At 66.9% G+C, this 17,535-nt stretch carries 13 protein-coding genes and 3 rRNA genes; 2 read left to right on the top strand and 14 right to left on the bottom strand.

Annotation, left to right across the window (positions count from 1 at the left end; genetic code table 11):
* Positions 1–164: 164 nt before the first annotated feature.
* The 10 genes from ACGH7X_RS21830 to ACGH7X_RS21785 all read right to left on the bottom strand — a co-directional run bounded on the left by ACGH7X_RS21830 (position 165) and on the right by ACGH7X_RS21785 (position 10,911).
* The gene (locus tag ACGH7X_RS21830; protein ID WP_003948845.1) at positions 165–263 is read right to left on the bottom strand and encodes a 30S ribosomal protein bS22; all 99 of its coding nucleotides are present in this window, start codon (positions 261–263) and stop codon (positions 165–167) included.
* Between the two features lie 109 nt (positions 264–372).
* Positions 373–585 carry a helix-turn-helix domain-containing protein gene (locus ACGH7X_RS21825; protein ID WP_004984898.1) on the bottom strand — a complete coding sequence of 71 codons (213 nt, stop codon included), beginning with the start codon at positions 583–585 and terminating at the stop codon, positions 373–375.
* A gap of 129 nt (positions 586–714) precedes the next feature.
* The gene (locus tag ACGH7X_RS21820; protein ID WP_399887082.1) at positions 715–1,530 is read right to left on the bottom strand and encodes a phosphatase; all 816 of its coding nucleotides are present in this window, start codon (positions 1,528–1,530) and stop codon (positions 715–717) included.
* A gap of 350 nt (positions 1,531–1,880) precedes the next feature.
* On the bottom strand, positions 1,881–3,053 hold the full coding sequence (locus tag ACGH7X_RS21815; protein WP_399887080.1) for an acetoin utilization protein AcuC: 1,173 nt from the start codon (positions 3,051–3,053) through the stop codon (positions 1,881–1,883).
* A complete protein-coding gene (locus ACGH7X_RS21810; protein ID WP_399887079.1) occupies positions 3,004–4,254 on the bottom strand; it encodes an MFS transporter in 1,251 nt (416 codons plus the stop codon). Before ACGH7X_RS21810 ends, ACGH7X_RS21815 begins: the two co-directional genes overlap by 50 nt.
* Before the next feature lie 23 nt (positions 4,255–4,277).
* The gene (locus ACGH7X_RS21805; RefSeq protein WP_399887077.1) at positions 4,278–4,994 is read right to left on the bottom strand and encodes a VC0807 family protein; all 717 of its coding nucleotides are present in this window, start codon (positions 4,992–4,994) and stop codon (positions 4,278–4,280) included.
* Between the two features lie 76 nt (positions 4,995–5,070).
* Positions 5,071–5,718, bottom strand: coding sequence for an HAD family hydrolase (locus ACGH7X_RS21800; protein WP_399887075.1), 648 nt, complete (start codon positions 5,716–5,718; stop codon positions 5,071–5,073).
* Between the two features lie 63 nt (positions 5,719–5,781).
* A 5S ribosomal RNA gene (rrf, locus tag ACGH7X_RS21795) occupies positions 5,782–5,898 on the bottom strand.
* A gap of 85 nt (positions 5,899–5,983) precedes the next feature.
* Positions 5,984–9,106 (bottom strand): 23S ribosomal RNA (locus ACGH7X_RS21790).
* 278 nt (positions 9,107–9,384) lie between these two features.
* A 16S ribosomal RNA gene (locus ACGH7X_RS21785) occupies positions 9,385–10,911 on the bottom strand.
* Together the 16S, 23S and 5S rRNA genes form the textbook arrangement of a ribosomal RNA operon.
* 824 nt (positions 10,912–11,735) lie before the next feature.
* Here ACGH7X_RS21785 and trpS point away from each other — a divergent pair.
* A complete protein-coding gene (gene trpS / locus ACGH7X_RS21780; protein WP_399887074.1) occupies positions 11,736–12,746 on the top strand; it encodes a tryptophan--tRNA ligase in 1,011 nt (336 codons plus the stop codon).
* Here trpS and ACGH7X_RS21775 read toward each other — a convergent pair.
* Positions 12,701–13,696 (bottom strand): GlxA family transcriptional regulator, encoded by a 996-nt coding sequence (locus ACGH7X_RS21775; RefSeq protein WP_399887073.1) that lies wholly within the window; start codon positions 13,694–13,696, stop codon positions 12,701–12,703. The two genes, trpS and ACGH7X_RS21775, sit on opposite strands and share 46 nt — an antisense overlap.
* 74 nt (positions 13,697–13,770) lie before the next feature.
* On the opposite strand from ACGH7X_RS21775, the gene ACGH7X_RS21770 reads away from it, so the two are divergent.
* On the top strand, positions 13,771–14,355 hold the full coding sequence (locus tag ACGH7X_RS21770; protein WP_399887072.1) for a cysteine hydrolase family protein: 585 nt from the start codon (positions 13,771–13,773) through the stop codon (positions 14,353–14,355).
* 46 nt (positions 14,356–14,401) lie between these two features.
* Here the strand turns inward: ACGH7X_RS21770 and proC are convergent, their stop codons facing one another.
* From proC to ACGH7X_RS21755, 3 genes are all read right to left on the bottom strand, one after another.
* Entirely contained in the window at positions 14,402–15,214 is an 813-nt protein-coding gene (proC, locus tag ACGH7X_RS21765; RefSeq protein WP_399887071.1) for a pyrroline-5-carboxylate reductase, read from the bottom strand.
* 251 nt (positions 15,215–15,465) lie between these two features.
* A complete protein-coding gene (locus tag ACGH7X_RS21760; protein WP_399887070.1) occupies positions 15,466–16,263 on the bottom strand; it encodes an ABC transporter permease in 798 nt (265 codons plus the stop codon).
* Positions 16,260–17,081, bottom strand: a complete 822-nt coding sequence (locus tag ACGH7X_RS21755) for an ABC transporter ATP-binding protein (RefSeq protein ID WP_399887069.1) — start codon at positions 17,079–17,081, stop codon at positions 16,260–16,262. The genes ACGH7X_RS21760 and ACGH7X_RS21755 overlap by 4 nt, the downstream gene beginning before the upstream one ends.
* Between the last annotated feature and the right edge of the window lie 454 nt (positions 17,082–17,535).

Genomic DNA, 17,535 nt, shown 5'->3' with positions numbered 1-17,535 from the left:
CCACAGCCTGCCGCGTTCCCCGCCTGCGGCCCAACTTAGCCGGTAGGTGTTGCGCCGTGATGACCGCCGGACGCGGCACGTGACGAAAAATCGCGGCCGAACGACTGTGGCCCCCCACCGGATGCGGTGGGGGGCCACAGAACACGCTGACGGCGCAGCGTCGCCTACTTCTTGTTGCGACGCTGAACGCGCGTGCGCTTCAGCAGCTTGCGGTGCTTCTTCTTGGCCATCCGCTTGCGCCGCTTCTTGATAACAGAGCCCACGACTATCCTCGCTCACTTCTCATCACTCGGTTGGTGAGCGCCATGGGCCCACACGACCTACGAGGGGCCAGCCTACCGGTCCGAGCGCTGAGCTCGTAATCGAGGCCCGTCAGGCCGTTTCCACCCCCACGTAGCTCTCGCGGAGGTACTCGTGAACCGCTTGCTCCGGGACGCGGAACGACCGTCCCACCCGGATCGCGGGCAGATGACCGCTGTGCACCAACCGGTACACGGTCATCTTGGACACGCGCATCACCGAGGCGACCTCCGCCACGGTAAGGAACTGAACCTCGTTCAGAGGCCTTTCGCCAGCTGCAGCCATGACACACCTGAACCTTCCGCACTCGACGGCCACCGGCTTCCCCTTCCGGTGACTCTTCGTCGTTGCGTGCTCACTCCCCAATGTAGGGGCGGGTGATGCGAATGGGGAAGAGGTGCACCCATCGCTTCCCTACCGTGACAGACACGCCCGATTGAGTACGTAGCGGGTAAGCGGCCGGTAGTACTCAGACCGCACAGCGTCATCAAGTGGAACGGCGACGGACACGAACCCCTCGGCCTCCCCGACGAAGAGCGCGGGATCATCCGTATCGGCCGGACCGATGGCCTCGAACCCCAGCTGACCTGCTCCGCAGACCCAGCCGTGATCCCCGATCACCAGCTCGGGCAGCGGCCCGCCCCGCTCGGCCGCGGCGGCCAGCGCGACCCGAACCGGCAGCGGCGAGTGCGTGTGCGCGCCGGGCTCACCACCGGCGCGCCCGGCGTCGGGTTCCCGCACCAACGCGACTCCCCGGACGTAGTCGAGGTTGTGCGTGCGTAGACCGAACCGGGTCGTTATGTCGACACAGCGACCCTTCGCCGGGGTGAGGACGGCACATCCCGCCGCCGACAGCGCCTCGGCCAAGGCGACGTAGAAACCGAGCAGTCGATGCGGATGCCCGGTGCCGAGGAGCACCGGAGCGCGACGCCGGGCAACCGCGGCGAGCCGGCCCGCGAAGGCGTCCAGGGCCGCGAGCGTCCGATCGGGGTCGATCACGTCCTGGCCCGAGGTGTCACGCGGATCGGCCGAAACCCCGCACCTGTCCGCCATCAGCCCGAGCAGCTCCCGCTGCCCCCAGTCCCCCGCCGGGTCGATCCCGATCAGCACCCGCGGATCCCGGGCGGCGAACAGCCGATAACTCCGCAGACTCACCTCCCGAGAGGTGGCCACCACCCCGGCAAGCCGGACATCCAGAAGATGAGCCCGAAGAGCTCCACGGGTCAACACCCCTCCGATGCTGCCGGATCTCCCGGCAAGCGGAACAGAAAACGGAAGAATCCCCGCACGGTCGGCGTAACACCCGCTCCCCCACCCAGCTGCGGGCAGTCGCCCCCACCCAAGCTGCGGGCAGTCGCCCCCCGCCCAGCTGCCGGCAGTCGCCCGCCCCCGATCCCATCCCAGCCGCGGGCAGTCGTGCCTCCCCCAGTGCCTGAACGGCCCGGGAGGTACCCCCAGGCGGCACGGGTGGGCGCAGGCGGCGCCCCCGTAAGCGCCGGGCAGCGCGACCCACCCCCCGGCCCACCGCAACGCCGGTTCACCGCAACGCCGGTTCACCGCAAAGGCGAGGCGGCACACCGTCAGGCCAACAGCCCCCGCAGCGGAAACGCCGCCCGCCGAGCCGCCCGCACTGCCTGATCCAACCGATCCGCAGGGTCGTACCCCGCCTCCCACGAGGCCCACGACACCGGCCACCGCCCATCGGTCATCCGCTGCGGCCCCAGCTCCCGCGTTCGCGCGAACACCTCCTGCCGCCACCCCTCGGGAATCACCGTCTCCGGCTCCACCGGCCGCCCCGCCGCGATCCCCACCAGATGCGTCCACGACCGCGGCACCACCTCCACCACGGCATATCCACCCCCGCCGAGCGCCACCCACCGCCCCCCGGCGTACTCGTGCGCCAGCTCATGACACGCCACCTGCACCGCCCGCTGTGCGTCCAGCGACACCGCGAGATGCGCCAGCGGATCCTCGAAGTGCGTATCCGCCCCGTGCTGCGTCACCAGCACCTGCGGCCGGAACTGCGCGAGCACCTCCGGCACCACCGCGTGGAACGCCCGCACCCACCCCGCGTCCCCGGTGCCCGCCGGCAACGCGACATTCACCGCCGAGCCCTCCGCGCAGTCGGCCCCGGTCTCCTCCGGCCACCCGGTCTGCGGGAACAGCGTCGCCGGATGCTCGTGCAGCGACACCGTCAGAACCCGCGGGTCCTCCCAGAACGCCGCCTGCACCCCGTCCCCGTGATGCACGTCCACATCCACATACGCGACCCGCTCGGCCCCCAGCTCCAGCAGCCGCGCGATCGCCAGCGCCGCGTCGTTGTACACGCAGAACCCGGACGCCGCGCCCGGCATCGCGTGGTGCAGCCCGCCCGCGAAGTTCACCGCGTGCGGCGCGTCCCCGCGCCACACCGCCTCCGCCGCCCCCACCGACTGCCCGGCGATCAGCGCGGACACCTCGTGCATCCCCGCGAAGGCCGGGTCGTCGATCGTGCCGAGCCCGTACGACCCGTCCGCCGCACGCGGATTCGCCGACGCCGCCTTCACCGCGTCGATGTAGTCCCCCCGGTGGACCAGCCGCAGCGTCGACTCGCCGGCCGGGCGCGCCGCGACGACCTCCACCTCCCGGTCGAGCCCGAGGGCGCCGACCAGACTTCGCGTCAGGGCGAGCCGGACCGGATCCATCGGATGCTCCGGACCGAAGTCATAGCCCGTTACTGCCTCGTCCCACATCAGCTGTGCGCGGCCGCTCATGCCCGCCACCGTATCGGTCCGGTTGAGCCTCGAACGACCTGGCGTACACGACCGTCACCAGCACCAACACCATCGGTACGAGCATCGCCCCGCGATAGCTCCAGGCGTCCCCGAGCGCCCCCACCAACGGCGAACCGATCAGGAAGCCGACGTAGTTGAACACGTTGAGCCGCGCCACCGCCGCGTCGGACGCCCCCGGACGACCGTCCCGCTCCGCCGCCAGCCGCCCCGCCGCCGCGAACGTCTGCGGTACCAGCACACACAGTCCAAGACCCAGCAGCGTGAACCCGAGCATCCCCACCCAGGCCCCCGGCGCCGACGCCACCACGGCGAACCCGCCCGCCGCGACGACAGCGCCACCCCGCACCACCGCCACGGCACCGAACCGCCGCACCCCGAAATCCCCGACGGCCCGCCCCACCAGCGTGGTCACCATGTAGACGTTGTACGGCACGGTGGCCAGCTGCTCCGAACTCCCCAGCACGTCCTGCAAGTACTTCGCGCTCCAGTTGGAGACGGTGGAGTCCCCGATGTACGCGAACGTCATCACCAGGCACAGCGGCAACAGCACCTTGAAGCCGACTCCCGCGCCGCCCTCACCCTTCCGCGGCGCCTCCGTCGTCCCCTCGACCTCACCGGCGCCCGCCGCGTCGACGTACCACCGGCTCCCCACCATCGCGGCCGGCATCAGCACGACGACCACCGGCAGATACGACACCCACAGCGCCAGATCCCAGTGCGCGCCCGCCCACGCCAGCGAGGCCCCCAAGATCCCGCCGAGGCTGTACGCCGCGTGAAACCCCAGCATGATGCTGCGCCCGTACGCCCGTTGCAGGCTCACCCCGAGCATGTTCATCGAGGCGTCCAGCGCACCCACGGCCAGCCCGAAGACGGCCAGTGACACAGTCAGCAGCGCCACCCGGTCCCCCGCCCCGACCCCGAGCAGCGCCAGGAGCACCACGGGCTGGGACCACCGCAGCAGCCGGCTCGGACGCACCCGGCGCACCAGACGCTCGGTCACCACACTCCCGACGCCGGCCAGGATCGGCACGGCGGCGAGGAAGACCGGCAGCAGCGCGTCGGAAACGCCGTACCGGTCCTGGATGGCCGGGATACGCGTCACCAACAGCGCGAACGCGACCCCCTGGGCGAAGAAGCCGAACGCGAGCGAGGCCCTGCCGCGCCGCAGCACATCAGTCATGGCGGCGAGCGTAGAGCCCCGGCTTACCCGTGGGTAGATCCAGCCAAAGATGAATTCTTCTCAGCTTCGAGGCCGGCGGTGACACTCTCGGGAGCACGATCCGCAGCAGCGGCGGCTCCGACCATGTGGGCCATGGGCCCTGCCCCCAGCGCACCACTCACCACGAAGGCGAGCACCATCGTGAGGACCATGACGACCGTCCCGAGCCAGACCATCGTGTCGACCGGAAACGTGTAGACCCCCACGACCCGCAGCGCACACTCGGCGACGAAGGCGACACCCCACACCGCGGAGAACAGCGACTCCGCCCGCCGGAACGCCACCGACTCCCGCCCCAGCCTCCCCCAGGCCGCCTCCCGTCCCGCGTCCCCCTTGACCAGCCACGGCTTGAGCGTCGCCGTCATCATCGGCCGCCCCAGGACCACGGAACCCAGCAGCGCGAACCCGACCAGGCTCCCGACCGCACTGTCCTTGACCAGCATCAGCCGGGCGTCCCCCGTCCCGAAGCTGAGGAGCAGCCCGACCAGGTTGGCCAGCAGGATCAGCAGAGGAAGCGCGTTCACCTCCCGCTGCCTGAGCAGCCCCCACCCGGTCCGCAGCACGGGCACCACACTGCTCCACCCCAGCGCCGCGACGGCACTCATCCCGAACGCACCCTTGAACAGGTAGTACGACCCGACGGGTACTCCCACGTCCAGGAGCAGCGACACGAAGGTACGAGACTTACGAGGCTTGGTCATGCACTCAGCTTCGCGGCAGAGCGGGGTCCTCCAGTAGAAACAACCGTCCAGAGCCACGCATGACAAATGTCAGCCGTCAGCGCACGAGCAGGTCGGCCAACTCCCCCATGTCCGCGAAGAGTCGGGTGGCTCCGGCGAGCTTCGCGGCCGACGTCATCGCGGTGAACCCGTACACGTCCATCCCGGCGGCGACCGCGGCCTGCACACCGAGCGGACTGTCCTCGACGACGGCACACCGCTCCGGCGCCACACCCATCCGCCCGGCCGCGTGCAGAAACAGGTCCGGCGCCGGCTTGCCGCGCCCCACGTCCTGCGAACTGAAGATCCGCCCGTCGTCGAACCACCGGTCAAGCCCGGCCTTCCGATGCCCCACCCGGATCCGCTCGTGACTCCCGGAGGAGGCCACGCAGTACGCCACCCCGTCCGCGGCGAGCTTCTCCAGCACGCCGACAGCTCCGTGAACGGGCTCCAGATCACGTTCGAAGGCGGCGAACACGCGCTCGTGGAAGACGTCGTCGAAGTCCTCGGGCAGCCGCCGCCCCGTCCGCTCCAGGACGAGGTCATGGACGCGGTGCATCGCGCCGCCCATGTAGTCCCTGAGGGAGTCCTCGTAGGACGTCGGGTGCCCCAGCTCGGTGAGATAGCCGGCGAGCAGCCGATTGGAGATCGGCTCACTGTCGACGAGGACGCCGTCGTTGTCGAAGATAACCAAGTCGTAGCGCATACGAAGACCCTAAACGCAGAAAACCCCGCACCGTTCCCGGTGCGGGGTTTTCTCGCAATGATTGTTCGGCGGCGTCCTACTCTCCCACAGGGTCCCCCCTGCAGTACCATCGGCGCTGTAAGGCTTAGCTTCCGGGTTCGAAATGTAACCGGGCGTTTCCCCTACGCTATGACCACCGAAACACTATGAAACAGACAACCAACCGGTAACCAACACGGTCTGATTGTTCGTGGTTTCAGAACCAACACAGTGGACGCGAGCAACTGAGGACAAGCCCTCGGCCTATTAGTACCGGTCACCTCCACACCTCACGGTGCTTCCAGATCCGGCCTATCAACCCAGTCGTCTACTGGGAGCCTTAACCCCTCAAAGGGGGTGGGAGTCCTCATCTCGAAGCAGGCTTCCCGCTTAGATGCTTTCAGCGGTTATCCCTCCCGAACGTAGCCAACCAGCCATGCCCTTGGCAGGACAACTGGCACACCAGAGGTTCGTCCGTCCCGGTCCTCTCGTACTAGGGACAGCCCTTCTCAAGACTCCTACGCGCACAGCGGATAGGGACCGAACTGTCTCACGACGTTCTAAACCCAGCTCGCGTACCGCTTTAATGGGCGAACAGCCCAACCCTTGGGACCGACTCCAGCCCCAGGATGCGACGAGCCGACATCGAGGTGCCAAACCATCCCGTCGATATGGACTCTTGGGGAAGATCAGCCTGTTATCCCCGGGGTACCTTTTATCCGTTGAGCGACGGCGCTTCCACAAGCCACCGCCGGATCACTAGTCCCGACTTTCGTCCCTGCTCGACCCGTCGGTCTCACAGTCAAGCTCCCTTGTGCACTTACACTCAACACCTGATTGCCAACCAGGCTGAGGGAACCTTTGGGCGCCTCCGTTACTCTTTAGGAGGCAACCGCCCCAGTTAAACTACCCATCAGACACTGTCCCTGATCCGGATCACGGACCCAGGTTAGACATCCAGCACGACCAGACTGGTATTTCAACGACGACTCCACCCACACTGGCGTGCGAGCTTCAAAGTCTCCCAGCTATCCTACACAAGCCGAACCGAACACCAATATCAAACTGTAGTAAAGGTCCCGGGGTCTTTCCGTCCTGCTGCGCGAAACGAGCATCTTTACTCGTAGTGCAATTTCACCGGGCCTATGGTTGAGACAGTCGAGAAGTCGTTACGCCATTCGTGCAGGTCGGAACTTACCCGACAAGGAATTTCGCTACCTTAGGATGGTTATAGTTACCACCGCCGTTTACTGGCGCTTAAGTTCTCAGCTTCGCCACACCGAAATGTGACTAACCGGTCCCCTTAACGTTCCAGCACCGGGCAGGCGTCAGTCCGTATACATCGCCTTACGGCTTCGCACGGACCTGTGTTTTTAGTAAACAGTCGCTTCTCGCTGGTCTCTGCGGCCACCCCCAGCTCACGGAGTAAATCCGGTCACCGGGTGTGGCCCCCCTTCTCCCGAAGTTACGGGGGCATTTTGCCGAGTTCCTTAACCATAGTTCACCCGAACGCCTCGGTATTCTCTACCTGACCACCTGAGTCGGTTTAGGGTACGGGCCGCCATGAAACTCGCTAGAGGCTTTTCTCGACAGCATAGGATCATCCACTTCACCACAATCGGCTCGGCATCAGGTCTCAGCCTTGTGTGCGACGGATTTACCTACCGCACGGCCTACACCCTTACCCCGGGACAACCACCGCCCGGGATGGACTACCTTCCTGCGTCACCCCATCACTCACCTACTGCAAGTCTGGTTCGCCGGCTCCACCACTTTCCATTCCCCGAAGGGTCCGGAACGGCTTCACGGACTTAGCATCGCCTGGTTCGATGTTTGACGCTTCACAGCGGGTACCGGAATATCAACCGGTTATCCATCGACTACGCCTGTCGGCCTCGCCTTAGGTCCCGACTTACCCTGGGCAGATCAGCTTGACCCAGGAACCCTTAGTCAATCGGCGCAAACGTTTCTCACGTTTGTATCGCTACTCATGCCTGCATTCTCACTCGTGAACCGTCCACAACTCGCTTCCGCGGCTGCTTCACCCGGCACACGACGCTCCCCTACCCATCACAGCCGGCGTTGGCCGTATTGCTGCAATGACACGACTTCGGCGGTACGCTTGAGCCCCGCTACATTGTCGGCGCGGAATCACTAGACCAGTGAGCTATTACGCACTCTTTCAAGGGTGGCTGCTTCTAAGCCAACCTCCTGGTTGTCTGTGCGACTCCACATCCTTTCCCACTTAGCGTACGCTTAGGGGCCTTAGTCGATGCTCTGGGCTGTTTCCCTCTCGACCATGGAGCTTATCCCCCACAGTCTCACTGCCGCGCTCTCACTTACCGGCATTCGGAGTTTGGCTAAGGTCAGTAACCCGGTAGGGCCCATCGCCTATCCAGTGCTCTACCTCCGGCAAGAAACACACGACGCTGCACCTAAATGCATTTCGGGGAGAACCAGCTATCACGGAGTTTGATTGGCCTTTCACCCCTAACCACAGGTCATCCCCCAGGTTTTCAACCCTGGTGGGTTCGGTCCTCCACGACCTCTTACAGCCGCTTCAACCTGCCCATGGCTAGATCACTCCGCTTCGGGTCTTGAGCGTGCTACTCAAACGCCCTATTAGGACTCGCTTTCGCTACGGCTTCCCCACCCGGGTTAACCTCGCAACACACCGCAAACTCGCAGGCTCATTCTTCAAAAGGCACGCAGTCACGAGACGAAGAGCAAGCTCTCCGTCCGACGCTCCCACGGCTTGTAGGCACACGGTTTCAGGTACTATTTCACTCCGCTCCCGCGGTACTTTTCACCATTCCCTCACGGTACTATCCGCTATCGGTCACCAGGGAATATTTAGGCTTAGCGGGTGGTCCCGCCAGATTCACACGGGATTTCTCGGGCCCCGTGCTACTTGGGTGTCTCTCAAACGAGCCGCTGATGTTTCGACTACGGGGGTCTTACCCTCTACGCCGGACCTTTCGCATGTCCTTCGCCTACATCAACGGTTTCTGACTCGTCCTGTTGCCGGCAGACAACAGAAGAGAGATCCCACAACCCCGCACACGCAACCCCTGCCGGGTCTCACACGTATACGGTTTGGCCTCATCCGGTTTCGCTCGCCACTACTCCCGGAATCACGGTTGTTTTCTCTTCCTGCGGGTACTGAGATGTTTCACTTCCCCGCGTTCCCTCCACACTGCCTATGTGTTCAGCAGCGGGTGACAGCCCATGACGACTGCCGGGTTTCCCCATTCGGAAACCCCCGGATCAAAGCCTGGTTGACGACTCCCCGGGGACTATCGTGGCCTCCCACGTCCTTCATCGGTTCCTGGTGCCAAGGCATCCACCGTGCGCCCTTAAAAACTTGGCCACAGATGCTCGCGTCCACTGTGCAGTTCTCAAACAACGACCAACCACCCATCACCCTGCCCTCACAGGCAAGTTCACTGGGGCCGGCAACTGAAGACAAGGCCTTACGGCCGTACCCTCAGACACCCAACAGCGTGCCCGACCCGATCCCTCTCAGAAACCACGTTCCACGCCGAAGCAGTACTAGTGATCCTTCAAGTCGATCGTGCCGAGTAGTCAACGTTCCACCCATGAGCAACCGTGCAGGACATTTGCCTGCAGTCGGCTATTGCTCCTTAGAAAGGAGGTGATCCAGCCGCACCTTCCGGTACGGCTACCTTGTTACGACTTCGTCCCAATCGCCAGTCCCACCTTCGACAGCTCCCTCCCACAAGGGGTTGGGCCACCGGCTTCGGGTGTTACCGACTTTCGTGACGTGACGGGCGGTGTGTACAAGGCCCGGGAACGTATTCACCGCAGCAATGCTGATCTGCGATTACTAGCGACTCCGACTTCATGGGGTCGAGTTGCAGACCCCAATCCGAACTGAGACCGGCTTTTTGAGATTCGCTCCACCTTGCGGTATCGCAGCTCATTGTACCGGCCATTGTAGCACGTGTGCAGCCCAAGACATAAGGGGCATGATGACTTGACGTCGTCCCCACCTTCCTCCGAGTTGACCCCGGCGGTCTCCCGTGAGTCCCCAACACCCCGAAGGGCTTGCTGGCAACACGGGACAAGGGTTGCGCTCGTTGCGGGACTTAACCCAACATCTCACGACACGAGCTGACGACAGCCATGCACCACCTGTACACCGACCACAAGGGGGCGCCTGTCTCCAGACGTTTCCGGTGTATGTCAAGCCTTGGTAAGGTTCTTCGCGTTGCGTCGAATTAAGCCACATGCTCCGCCGCTTGTGCGGGCCCCCGTCAATTCCTTTGAGTTTTAGCCTTGCGGCCGTACTCCCCAGGCGGGGCACTTAATGCGTTAGCTGCGGCACGGACAACGTGGAATGTTGCCCACACCTAGTGCCCACCGTTTACGGCGTGGACTACCAGGGTATCTAATCCTGTTCGCTCCCCACGCTTTCGCTCCTCAGCGTCAGTATCGGCCCAGAGATCCGCCTTCGCCACCGGTGTTCCTCCTGATATCTGCGCATTTCACCGCTACACCAGGAATTCCGATCTCCCCTACCGAACTCTAGCCTGCCCGTATCGACTGCAGACCCGGGGTTAAGCCCCGGGCTTTCACAACCGACGTGACAAGCCGCCTACGAGCTCTTTACGCCCAATAATTCCGGACAACGCTTGCGCCCTACGTATTACCGCGGCTGCTGGCACGTAGTTAGCCGGCGCTTCTTCTGCAGGTACCGTCACTTTCGCTTCTTCCCTGCTGAAAGAGGTTTACAACCCGAAGGCCGTCATCCCTCACGCGGCGTCGCTGCATCAGGCTTTCGCCCATTGTGCAATATTCCCCACTGCTGCCTCCCGTAGGAGTCTGGGCCGTGTCTCAGTCCCAGTGTGGCCGGTCGCCCTCTCAGGCCGGCTACCCGTCGTCGCCTTGGTGAGCCATTACCTCACCAACAAGCTGATAGGCCGCGGGCTCATCCTGCACCGCCGGAGCTTTCGAACCTCGCAGATGCCCACGAGGGTCAGTATCCGGTATTAGACCCCGTTTCCAGGGCTTGTCCCAGAGTGCAGGGCAGATTGCCCACGTGTTACTCACCCGTTCGCCACTAATCCCCACCGAAGTGGTTCATCGTTCGACTTGCATGTGTTAAGCACGCCGCCAGCGTTCGTCCTGAGCCAGGATCAAACTCTCCGTGAATGCTTTACATCACGGGAGCGGAACAGTCGGAGGAATAATCCGACCGTTCACAGCGTCCTCGCTGTTGTGTTACTTCAAAGGAACCTCAACCCGATCAGAAGAACCGATCAGGTCGGGGTATCAACATATCTGGCGTTGACTTTTGGCACGCTGTTGAGTTCTCAAGGAACGGACGCTTCCTTTGTACTCACCCTCTCGGGCTTTCCTCCGGGCGCTTCCCTTCGGTCTTGCGTTTCCGACTCTATCAGATCTTTCCGACCCGATTTCCTCGGTGCTTTCCAGGTTCCCGCTTTCGCGTTTCCCTTTCCGGCGACTCCGACTCTATCAGATCCTTTCGGACTCTGATTCCCCGTCAGAAGGGGTTGTCTCCACGGCCGTTGGGCCGTTTCGACGAAGTGAGACTCTAGCGGAGTCCCGGCTCCCGAGCTAATCGGGGGGCCGCGTTCTTTCGAACGTGGATTCCTCATTCCGTGAATACACGCACCGACAGGAAGACGACGCCGACAACGCGACTGTTCGTCGAAGAGTGGTTGGTACTCGCGGAATCGCTGTCCGGGGACCGACCGGAGTCGGCGCTCACGTCGGACAACTCGGAGAACACTACGAGCGCGGCAGGGGCGTGTCAAATCCCGGGACGGGCGGCCTCCGCGGGCGTAGTGTGGGAGGCGTGATGACGCGTACGTGTACTCAGCTCTGGTGGGCCGCCTGACGGCGGCCGTACGCACGTATGCACTCAACGGCCGCCGCTTCGGCGGCCGTTTTCGTATCTCCCTCCAGGAGGGGCGGCCGGCCGGTGGCGGCGGCCCCGACCAGGAGGTAGAGAGATGACGCGGGTCTTCAGTGGGGTCAAGCCGACCGGGCATCTGACGCTGGGGAACTATCTGGGAGCCATGCGGCGGTGGGCCGTGGAGGACCAACACCGGTCGGACGCGCTGTTCTGCGTCGTCGACCTGCACGCACTGACCGTGGACCATGATCCGGCGCGGGTGCGCAGACTGAGCCGTCAGGCGGCCTCGCTGCTGTTGGCGGCGGGGCTGGATCCGGAGTCGTGCACGGTGTTCGTGCAGAGCCACGTGGACGAGCACGCCCGGCTGTCGTACGTACTGGAGTGCGTCGCGACGGACGGGGAGATGCGGCGGATGATCCAGTACAAGGAGAAGGCCGCGCGGGAGCGGGAGCGGGGCGGGAGTGTGCGGTTGTCGCTGCTGACGTATCCCGTGCTGATGGCGGCCGACATCCTGGCGTACGGGACCGACGAGGTGCCGGTCGGGCACGACCAGACGCAGCATGTGGAGCTGGCGCGGGATCTCGCGGTGCGGTTCAACCAGCGGTACGGGCACACGTTCGTGGTGCCGCGGGCCACCAGTCCGGCGGTGGCGGCCCGGGTGATGAATCTGCAGGAACCCGAGTCGAAGATGGGGAAGAGCGACGACGTCGGGCCCGGGATCGTCTATCTGCTGGACGAGCCCGACGTGGCGCGGAAGAAGGTCATGCGGGCCGTGACCGACAGTGGGCGCGAGGTCGTGTACGACCGGGCGGAGCGGCCGGGGCTCGCGAATCTGCTGGAGATCCTCGGCGCCTGCACGGGCGGCGACCCGGCGGAGCTGGCGGGGGCGTACGACTCGTACGGCGCGTTGAAGAAGGACACCGCGGAGGCGGTCGTCGAGGTGCTGCGGCCCGTGCAGAAGCGGCACAAGGAGCTGTGCGCGGATCCCGGGTATGTGGAGGGCGTGCTCCGGGAGGGGGCCGGGATGGCGCGGGCGATGGCGCGGCCGACGGTGGACGCCGCCTATCGGGCCATCGGGTTGCTGCCTCCGGTGAACGCGGACCGGTAGGCGCGGGGGCTGGTGGCGAGGCGCGATGCGAAGTGCTGGCGCATGGTGACCTCGCTGCCGAAGCCGGCCCGGCGGGCGACCTCGGGCATGGGCAGGTCGGTGCGTTCGAGGAGCTTCTGGGCCGCGGCGACGCGCTGGTCCAGAAGCCAGCGGAGCGGGGTGGTTCCGGTGGCCGCGGTGAAGTGGCGGGCGAAGGAGCGCGGGGACATGCCGGCGCGGTCGGCCAGGTCGGCCACGGTGAGGGGCTCGTCGAGGTGACGCAGGGCGTGTTCGCGGACGGCGGCGAGGGCGTCGGCGTCGCGGTCGGCGTGCGGCGTGGGGTGCTCGATGAACTGGGCCTGGGTGCCGGTGCGGAAGGGCGCGGTGACCATCGAGCGGGCGATGGTGGCGGCGGCCTCGGCGCCGTGGGCCAGGCGGACCAGGTGGAGGCACAGGTCGATGCCGGCTGCCGTGCCGGCGGCGGTCCAGATGTTGTCGTCCTCGATGAAGAGGGCGTCGGGGACGACGGTGACCTGGGGGTGGTGGGTCCGCAGGAGGTCGATCAGCCGCCAGTGGGTGATGGCGCGGCGGCCGTCGAGCAGGCCGGCCTGGGCGAGGGTGAAGGCGCCTCCGCACAGGGCGGCGACGGTGGTGCCGCGGGCGTGGGCGCGCCGGAGGGCGTCGAGGACCGGGGCCGGTGCCGGGGTGAGGTGGTCGTCCAGGCCGGGGACCACGACGAGGTCGGCGTCGGCCAGCCAGTCGAGGGCGCGGTCGGGGTGGAGGGCGAGGCCGCCGCGCATCGGCACGTCGGTGGTGCCGTCGGTGGCGACGCGGCGCAGGTCGAAGGCGGGGGCGCCGCGGTCGGTGCGGTCGGTGCCCCAGACCTCGGTGATGACGGAGACGTCGAAGGCGCGGATGCCGGGGAAGGCGACGAGGGCGACGCGGTAAGGGGCTGCCGGAGGAGCTGCCATGGGTGGCAGTAAATCATCGATCGCTGGCTTATGGACCCCTGGGTCCTGGTGGTGCCCGGCGGCACGATCGGGGCATGGACATCGCGCAGAACGCAGCACTGGTGGTCGTGGACGTGCAGAGGGGCTTCGAGGAGCTGGACTTCTGGGGTACGCGCAACAACCCGGCGGCCGACGACAACATCGCCGCCCTCATCGACGTATGGCAGTCGACGGGGCGGCCGGTCGTCTTCGTGCGGCACGACTCGGTGAAGGCGGGGTCGCCGTTGCGGGCGGGGTACGAGGGGAACGGGTTCAAGGAGTACGTGGAGCGGCGGCGCGGGAAGGGGGGCGGGGCCGAGCTGCTGGTCACGAAGAGCGTGAACTCGGCGTTCCTCGGGGCGCCGGACCTGGGTGACTGGCTGCGGGCGGCCGGGGTCTCGCAGATCGTGCTGGCCGGAATCCAGACGAACATGTGCGTCGAGACGACGGCACGGATGGGCGGGAACCTCGGGTACGAGGTCGTGGTCGCGTTCGACGCGACGTACACCTTCGGTCTGGAGGGGCCCTTCGGCTGGCGGCAGAGCGCGGAGGAGCTGGCGCGGGCGTCGGCGGTGTCGCTGCACGGGGGCGGGTTCGCCGAGGTGGTGACGACGGGGGACGTTCTGAACGCGGCGAAGTGAGCCCTCGGGTGGGAGGGCTCGGGTGTGAGGGCTCGCCCCCCAGTCGTCAGTCCTTGGTGCCGGAGGCCAGTTCGCGGCTGCGGTCGCGGGCTGCCTCGAGGGCGGCGATGAGGGCGGCCCGGACGCCGTGGTTCTCGAGTTCGCGGATGGCGTTGATGGTGGTGCCGGCGGGGGACGTGACGTTCTCGCGGAGCTTGACCGGGTGTTCGCCGCTGTCGCGGAGCATCTTCGCCGCGCCGATCGCGGACTGGACGATCAGGTCGTGGGCCTTGTCGCGGGGCAGGCCGAGGAGGATGCCGGCGTCGGTCATGGCTTCGACCAGGTAGAAGAAGTACGCCGGTCCCGATCCGGAGAGGGCGGTGCAGGCGTCCTGCTGGGACTCGGGGACGCGGAGGGTCTTGCCGACGGCGCCGAAGATCTCCTCGGTGTGGGTCAGGTGGGCGGCGGTCGCGTGGGTGCCGGCCGAGATCACGGACATGGCCTCGTCGACGAGGGCCGGGGTGTTCGTCATGACGCGGACCACCGGGGTGCCGGGGGCGAGTCGTTCCTCGAAGAAGGAGGTCGGGATGCCCGCCGCGCCGCTGATGACCAGGCGGTCGGCGGGGACGTGCGGGGCGAGTTCGTCGAGGAGGGTGCCCATGTCCTGCGGCTTGACCGTGAGGATCAGGGTGTCGGCGTTCTTGGCGGCCTCGGCGTTGGTGACCGGGGTGACGCCGTGGCGGGTGCGGAGTTCGTCGGCGCGTTCCCGGCGGCGGGCGGTGACCAGGAGGTCGGCGGGGGCCCAGCCGGCTCCGATCATGCCGCTGAGGAGGGCTTCGCCGATCTTGCCGGTGCCGAGGACTGCGACTTTCTGGGTCATGGGTTTTGGTGCCCTCCGGTGCCCTGGCTGTTCTTGGGTGCGTGGTGCGTGGTGCGTCGTCCGTCGTCGTCATCCTCGCATTCGTGGGGGTGGGTGGGGGGTGGGGTCCAGTCCGCGGGACGTTGGTGGGGGTGCCGTCAATGGGTTTCGCCCCCGCCGCCCCTTCCCGTTCCCGTCCCTGGGGGCTGCGCCCCCAGACCCCCCTTTTATTCGGCCTGGACGGCCTCGTCCTCAGGCGCCGGACGGGCTGACTATGCCGTTCGGCGTTTCAGCGTGGCCGCGCCCAGGGTCAGGACCAGGAGGGCGCAGCCGGCGACGATCAGGGCATCGCGTACGAAGGTGGCGGTCATGTCGGTGTGGCGCAGGACCTCGTTCATGCCGTCGACCGCGTAGGACATGGGCAGGACGTCGGAGATGGCCTCCAGGGCCGGGTGCATCTTGTCGCGCGGGGTGAAGAGGCCGCAGAGCAGGAGCTGGGGGAAGATCACGGCCGGCATGAACTGCACCGCCTGGAACTCGGAGGCCGCGAAGGCCGAGACGAAGAGGCCGAGGGCGGTGCCGAGGAGGGCGTCGAGCAGCGCGACCAGGAGCAGGAGCCAGGGGCTGCCCGTCACGTCCAGGCCGAGGAACCAGACCGCGAGGCCGGTCGCGAGGGCCGACTGGACGATGGCGAGGGCCCCGAAGGCGAGGGCGTAGCCGGCGATGAGGTCGCCCTTGCCGAGCGGCATGGCGAGGAGGCGTTCGAGGGTGCCCGAGGTGCGCTCGCGCAGGGTCGCGATGGAGGTCACCAGGAACATCGTGATCAGGGGGAAGATGCCGAGGAGCGAGGCGCCGATGTTGTCGAAGGTGCGCGGGCTGCCGTCGAAGACGTAGCGCAGCAGGAAGAGCATCACGCAGGGGATCAGCATCAGCAGGGCGATGGTGCGCGGGTCGTGGCCGAGCTGGCGCAGGACGCGGGTCGCGGTGGCCGTGGTGCGGGAGAGGCTCAGGGGGCGGGTGGGGGCGGGGGGTGGTGCCGTGGGGGTGCTGGGGGCCGCCGGGGTGCTCATCGGGTGGTCTCCTTCGTGCGGGCCGCCGCGGTCGCCTCGTCGACCAGGTGCAGGAAGGCTTCCTCGACCGTCTCGGAGTCGGTGCGGGTGCGCAGGGCGTCGGGGGTGTCGTCGGCGAGGACCTCGCCCTCGCGCATCAGGAGCAGGCGGTGGCAGCGCTCGGCCTCGTCCATGACGTGGGAGGAGACGAGGAGGGTGGCGCCGCGGTCGGCGGCGATGGAGTGGAAGAGGGTCCACAGGTCGCGGCGCAGGACGGGGTCGAGGCCGACCGTCGGTTCGTCGAGGACCAGGAGTTCGGGGGCGCCGAGCAGGGCCACGGCCAGGGAGACGCGGCTGCGCTGGCCGCCGGAGAGGTTGCCGGCCAGGGAGTCGGCGTGGGTGGTGAGGTCGACGTCGGCGATGACCCGGATGACGTTCTCGCGGCGCCGGTCGGAGGCGGCGCGGCCCGGGGCGAGGATCTCGGCGAAGTAGTCGAGGTTCTGGCGGACGGTGAGGTCGTCGAAGACGGAGGGCGCCTGGGTGACGTAGCCGATGCGGGTGCGCAGGGCGGGGTGGCCGGCCGGGCGGCCGAGGACGTCCAGGGTGCCGGTGACCTTGGCCTGGGTGCCGACGACGGCTCGCATCAGGGTCGACTTGCCGCAGCCGGAGGGGCCGAGGAGACCGGTGATCCGGCCGCGCGGGACGGTGAAGCCGAGGCCGCGCAGGACGGTGCGGGGGCCGCGTACGACGGTGAGGTCCTCGGCGCGGACGGCGGGCGGGGCGGGGTCGCCACCCTGTTCTCCGGGTTCTCCGGACGACCGGGAGGGGTAATTCATCATCCGATGAATACTCCTCCCGAAGCGCCGATGACGTCAAGCCGTTGGGAGGTGCGGCGGCGCCGGGGTCGTCGCCAGCAGCAGGTGGACGTCGTACGCCTCCTCGACGACTCCGTCCGGGAAGACGGTCAGCAGGTGCCGCGGGAGCCGCGCGGGCGGCCGCGGTGACGCGCCAAGGTGACCAGCGAGCCACAGTACGGACGGCCTCCGGGACCGGCCAGCGGCCGAGGCACCCTACGGAGCCGGTCGCCCGTGAGGCCGGACGGTCCGCCCGGCCCCCCCGGCCAGAGGGCACGCAAGCTGCCACGGTGACCCGCCAAGATACGCAGCGAACTGAAGTACGGACTGCCTCCGGATCGGCCAGCGGCCGAGGCACCCTGCGCAGCCGATCGCCCGTGAGGCCGGACGGTCCGCCCGGCGACCGGTCCCCCGGCGGCCCGGGGGTCGCGCGGGCTCC

Origin of the sequence: Streptomyces sp. BBFR51 (assembly GCF_044591655.1) — a bacterium.
GTDB lineage: Bacteria > Actinomycetota > Actinomycetes > Streptomycetales > Streptomycetaceae > Streptomyces.
Note: the sequence above shows the minus strand (reverse complement) of the source record. Positions and strands in the feature narration are given on the sequence as shown.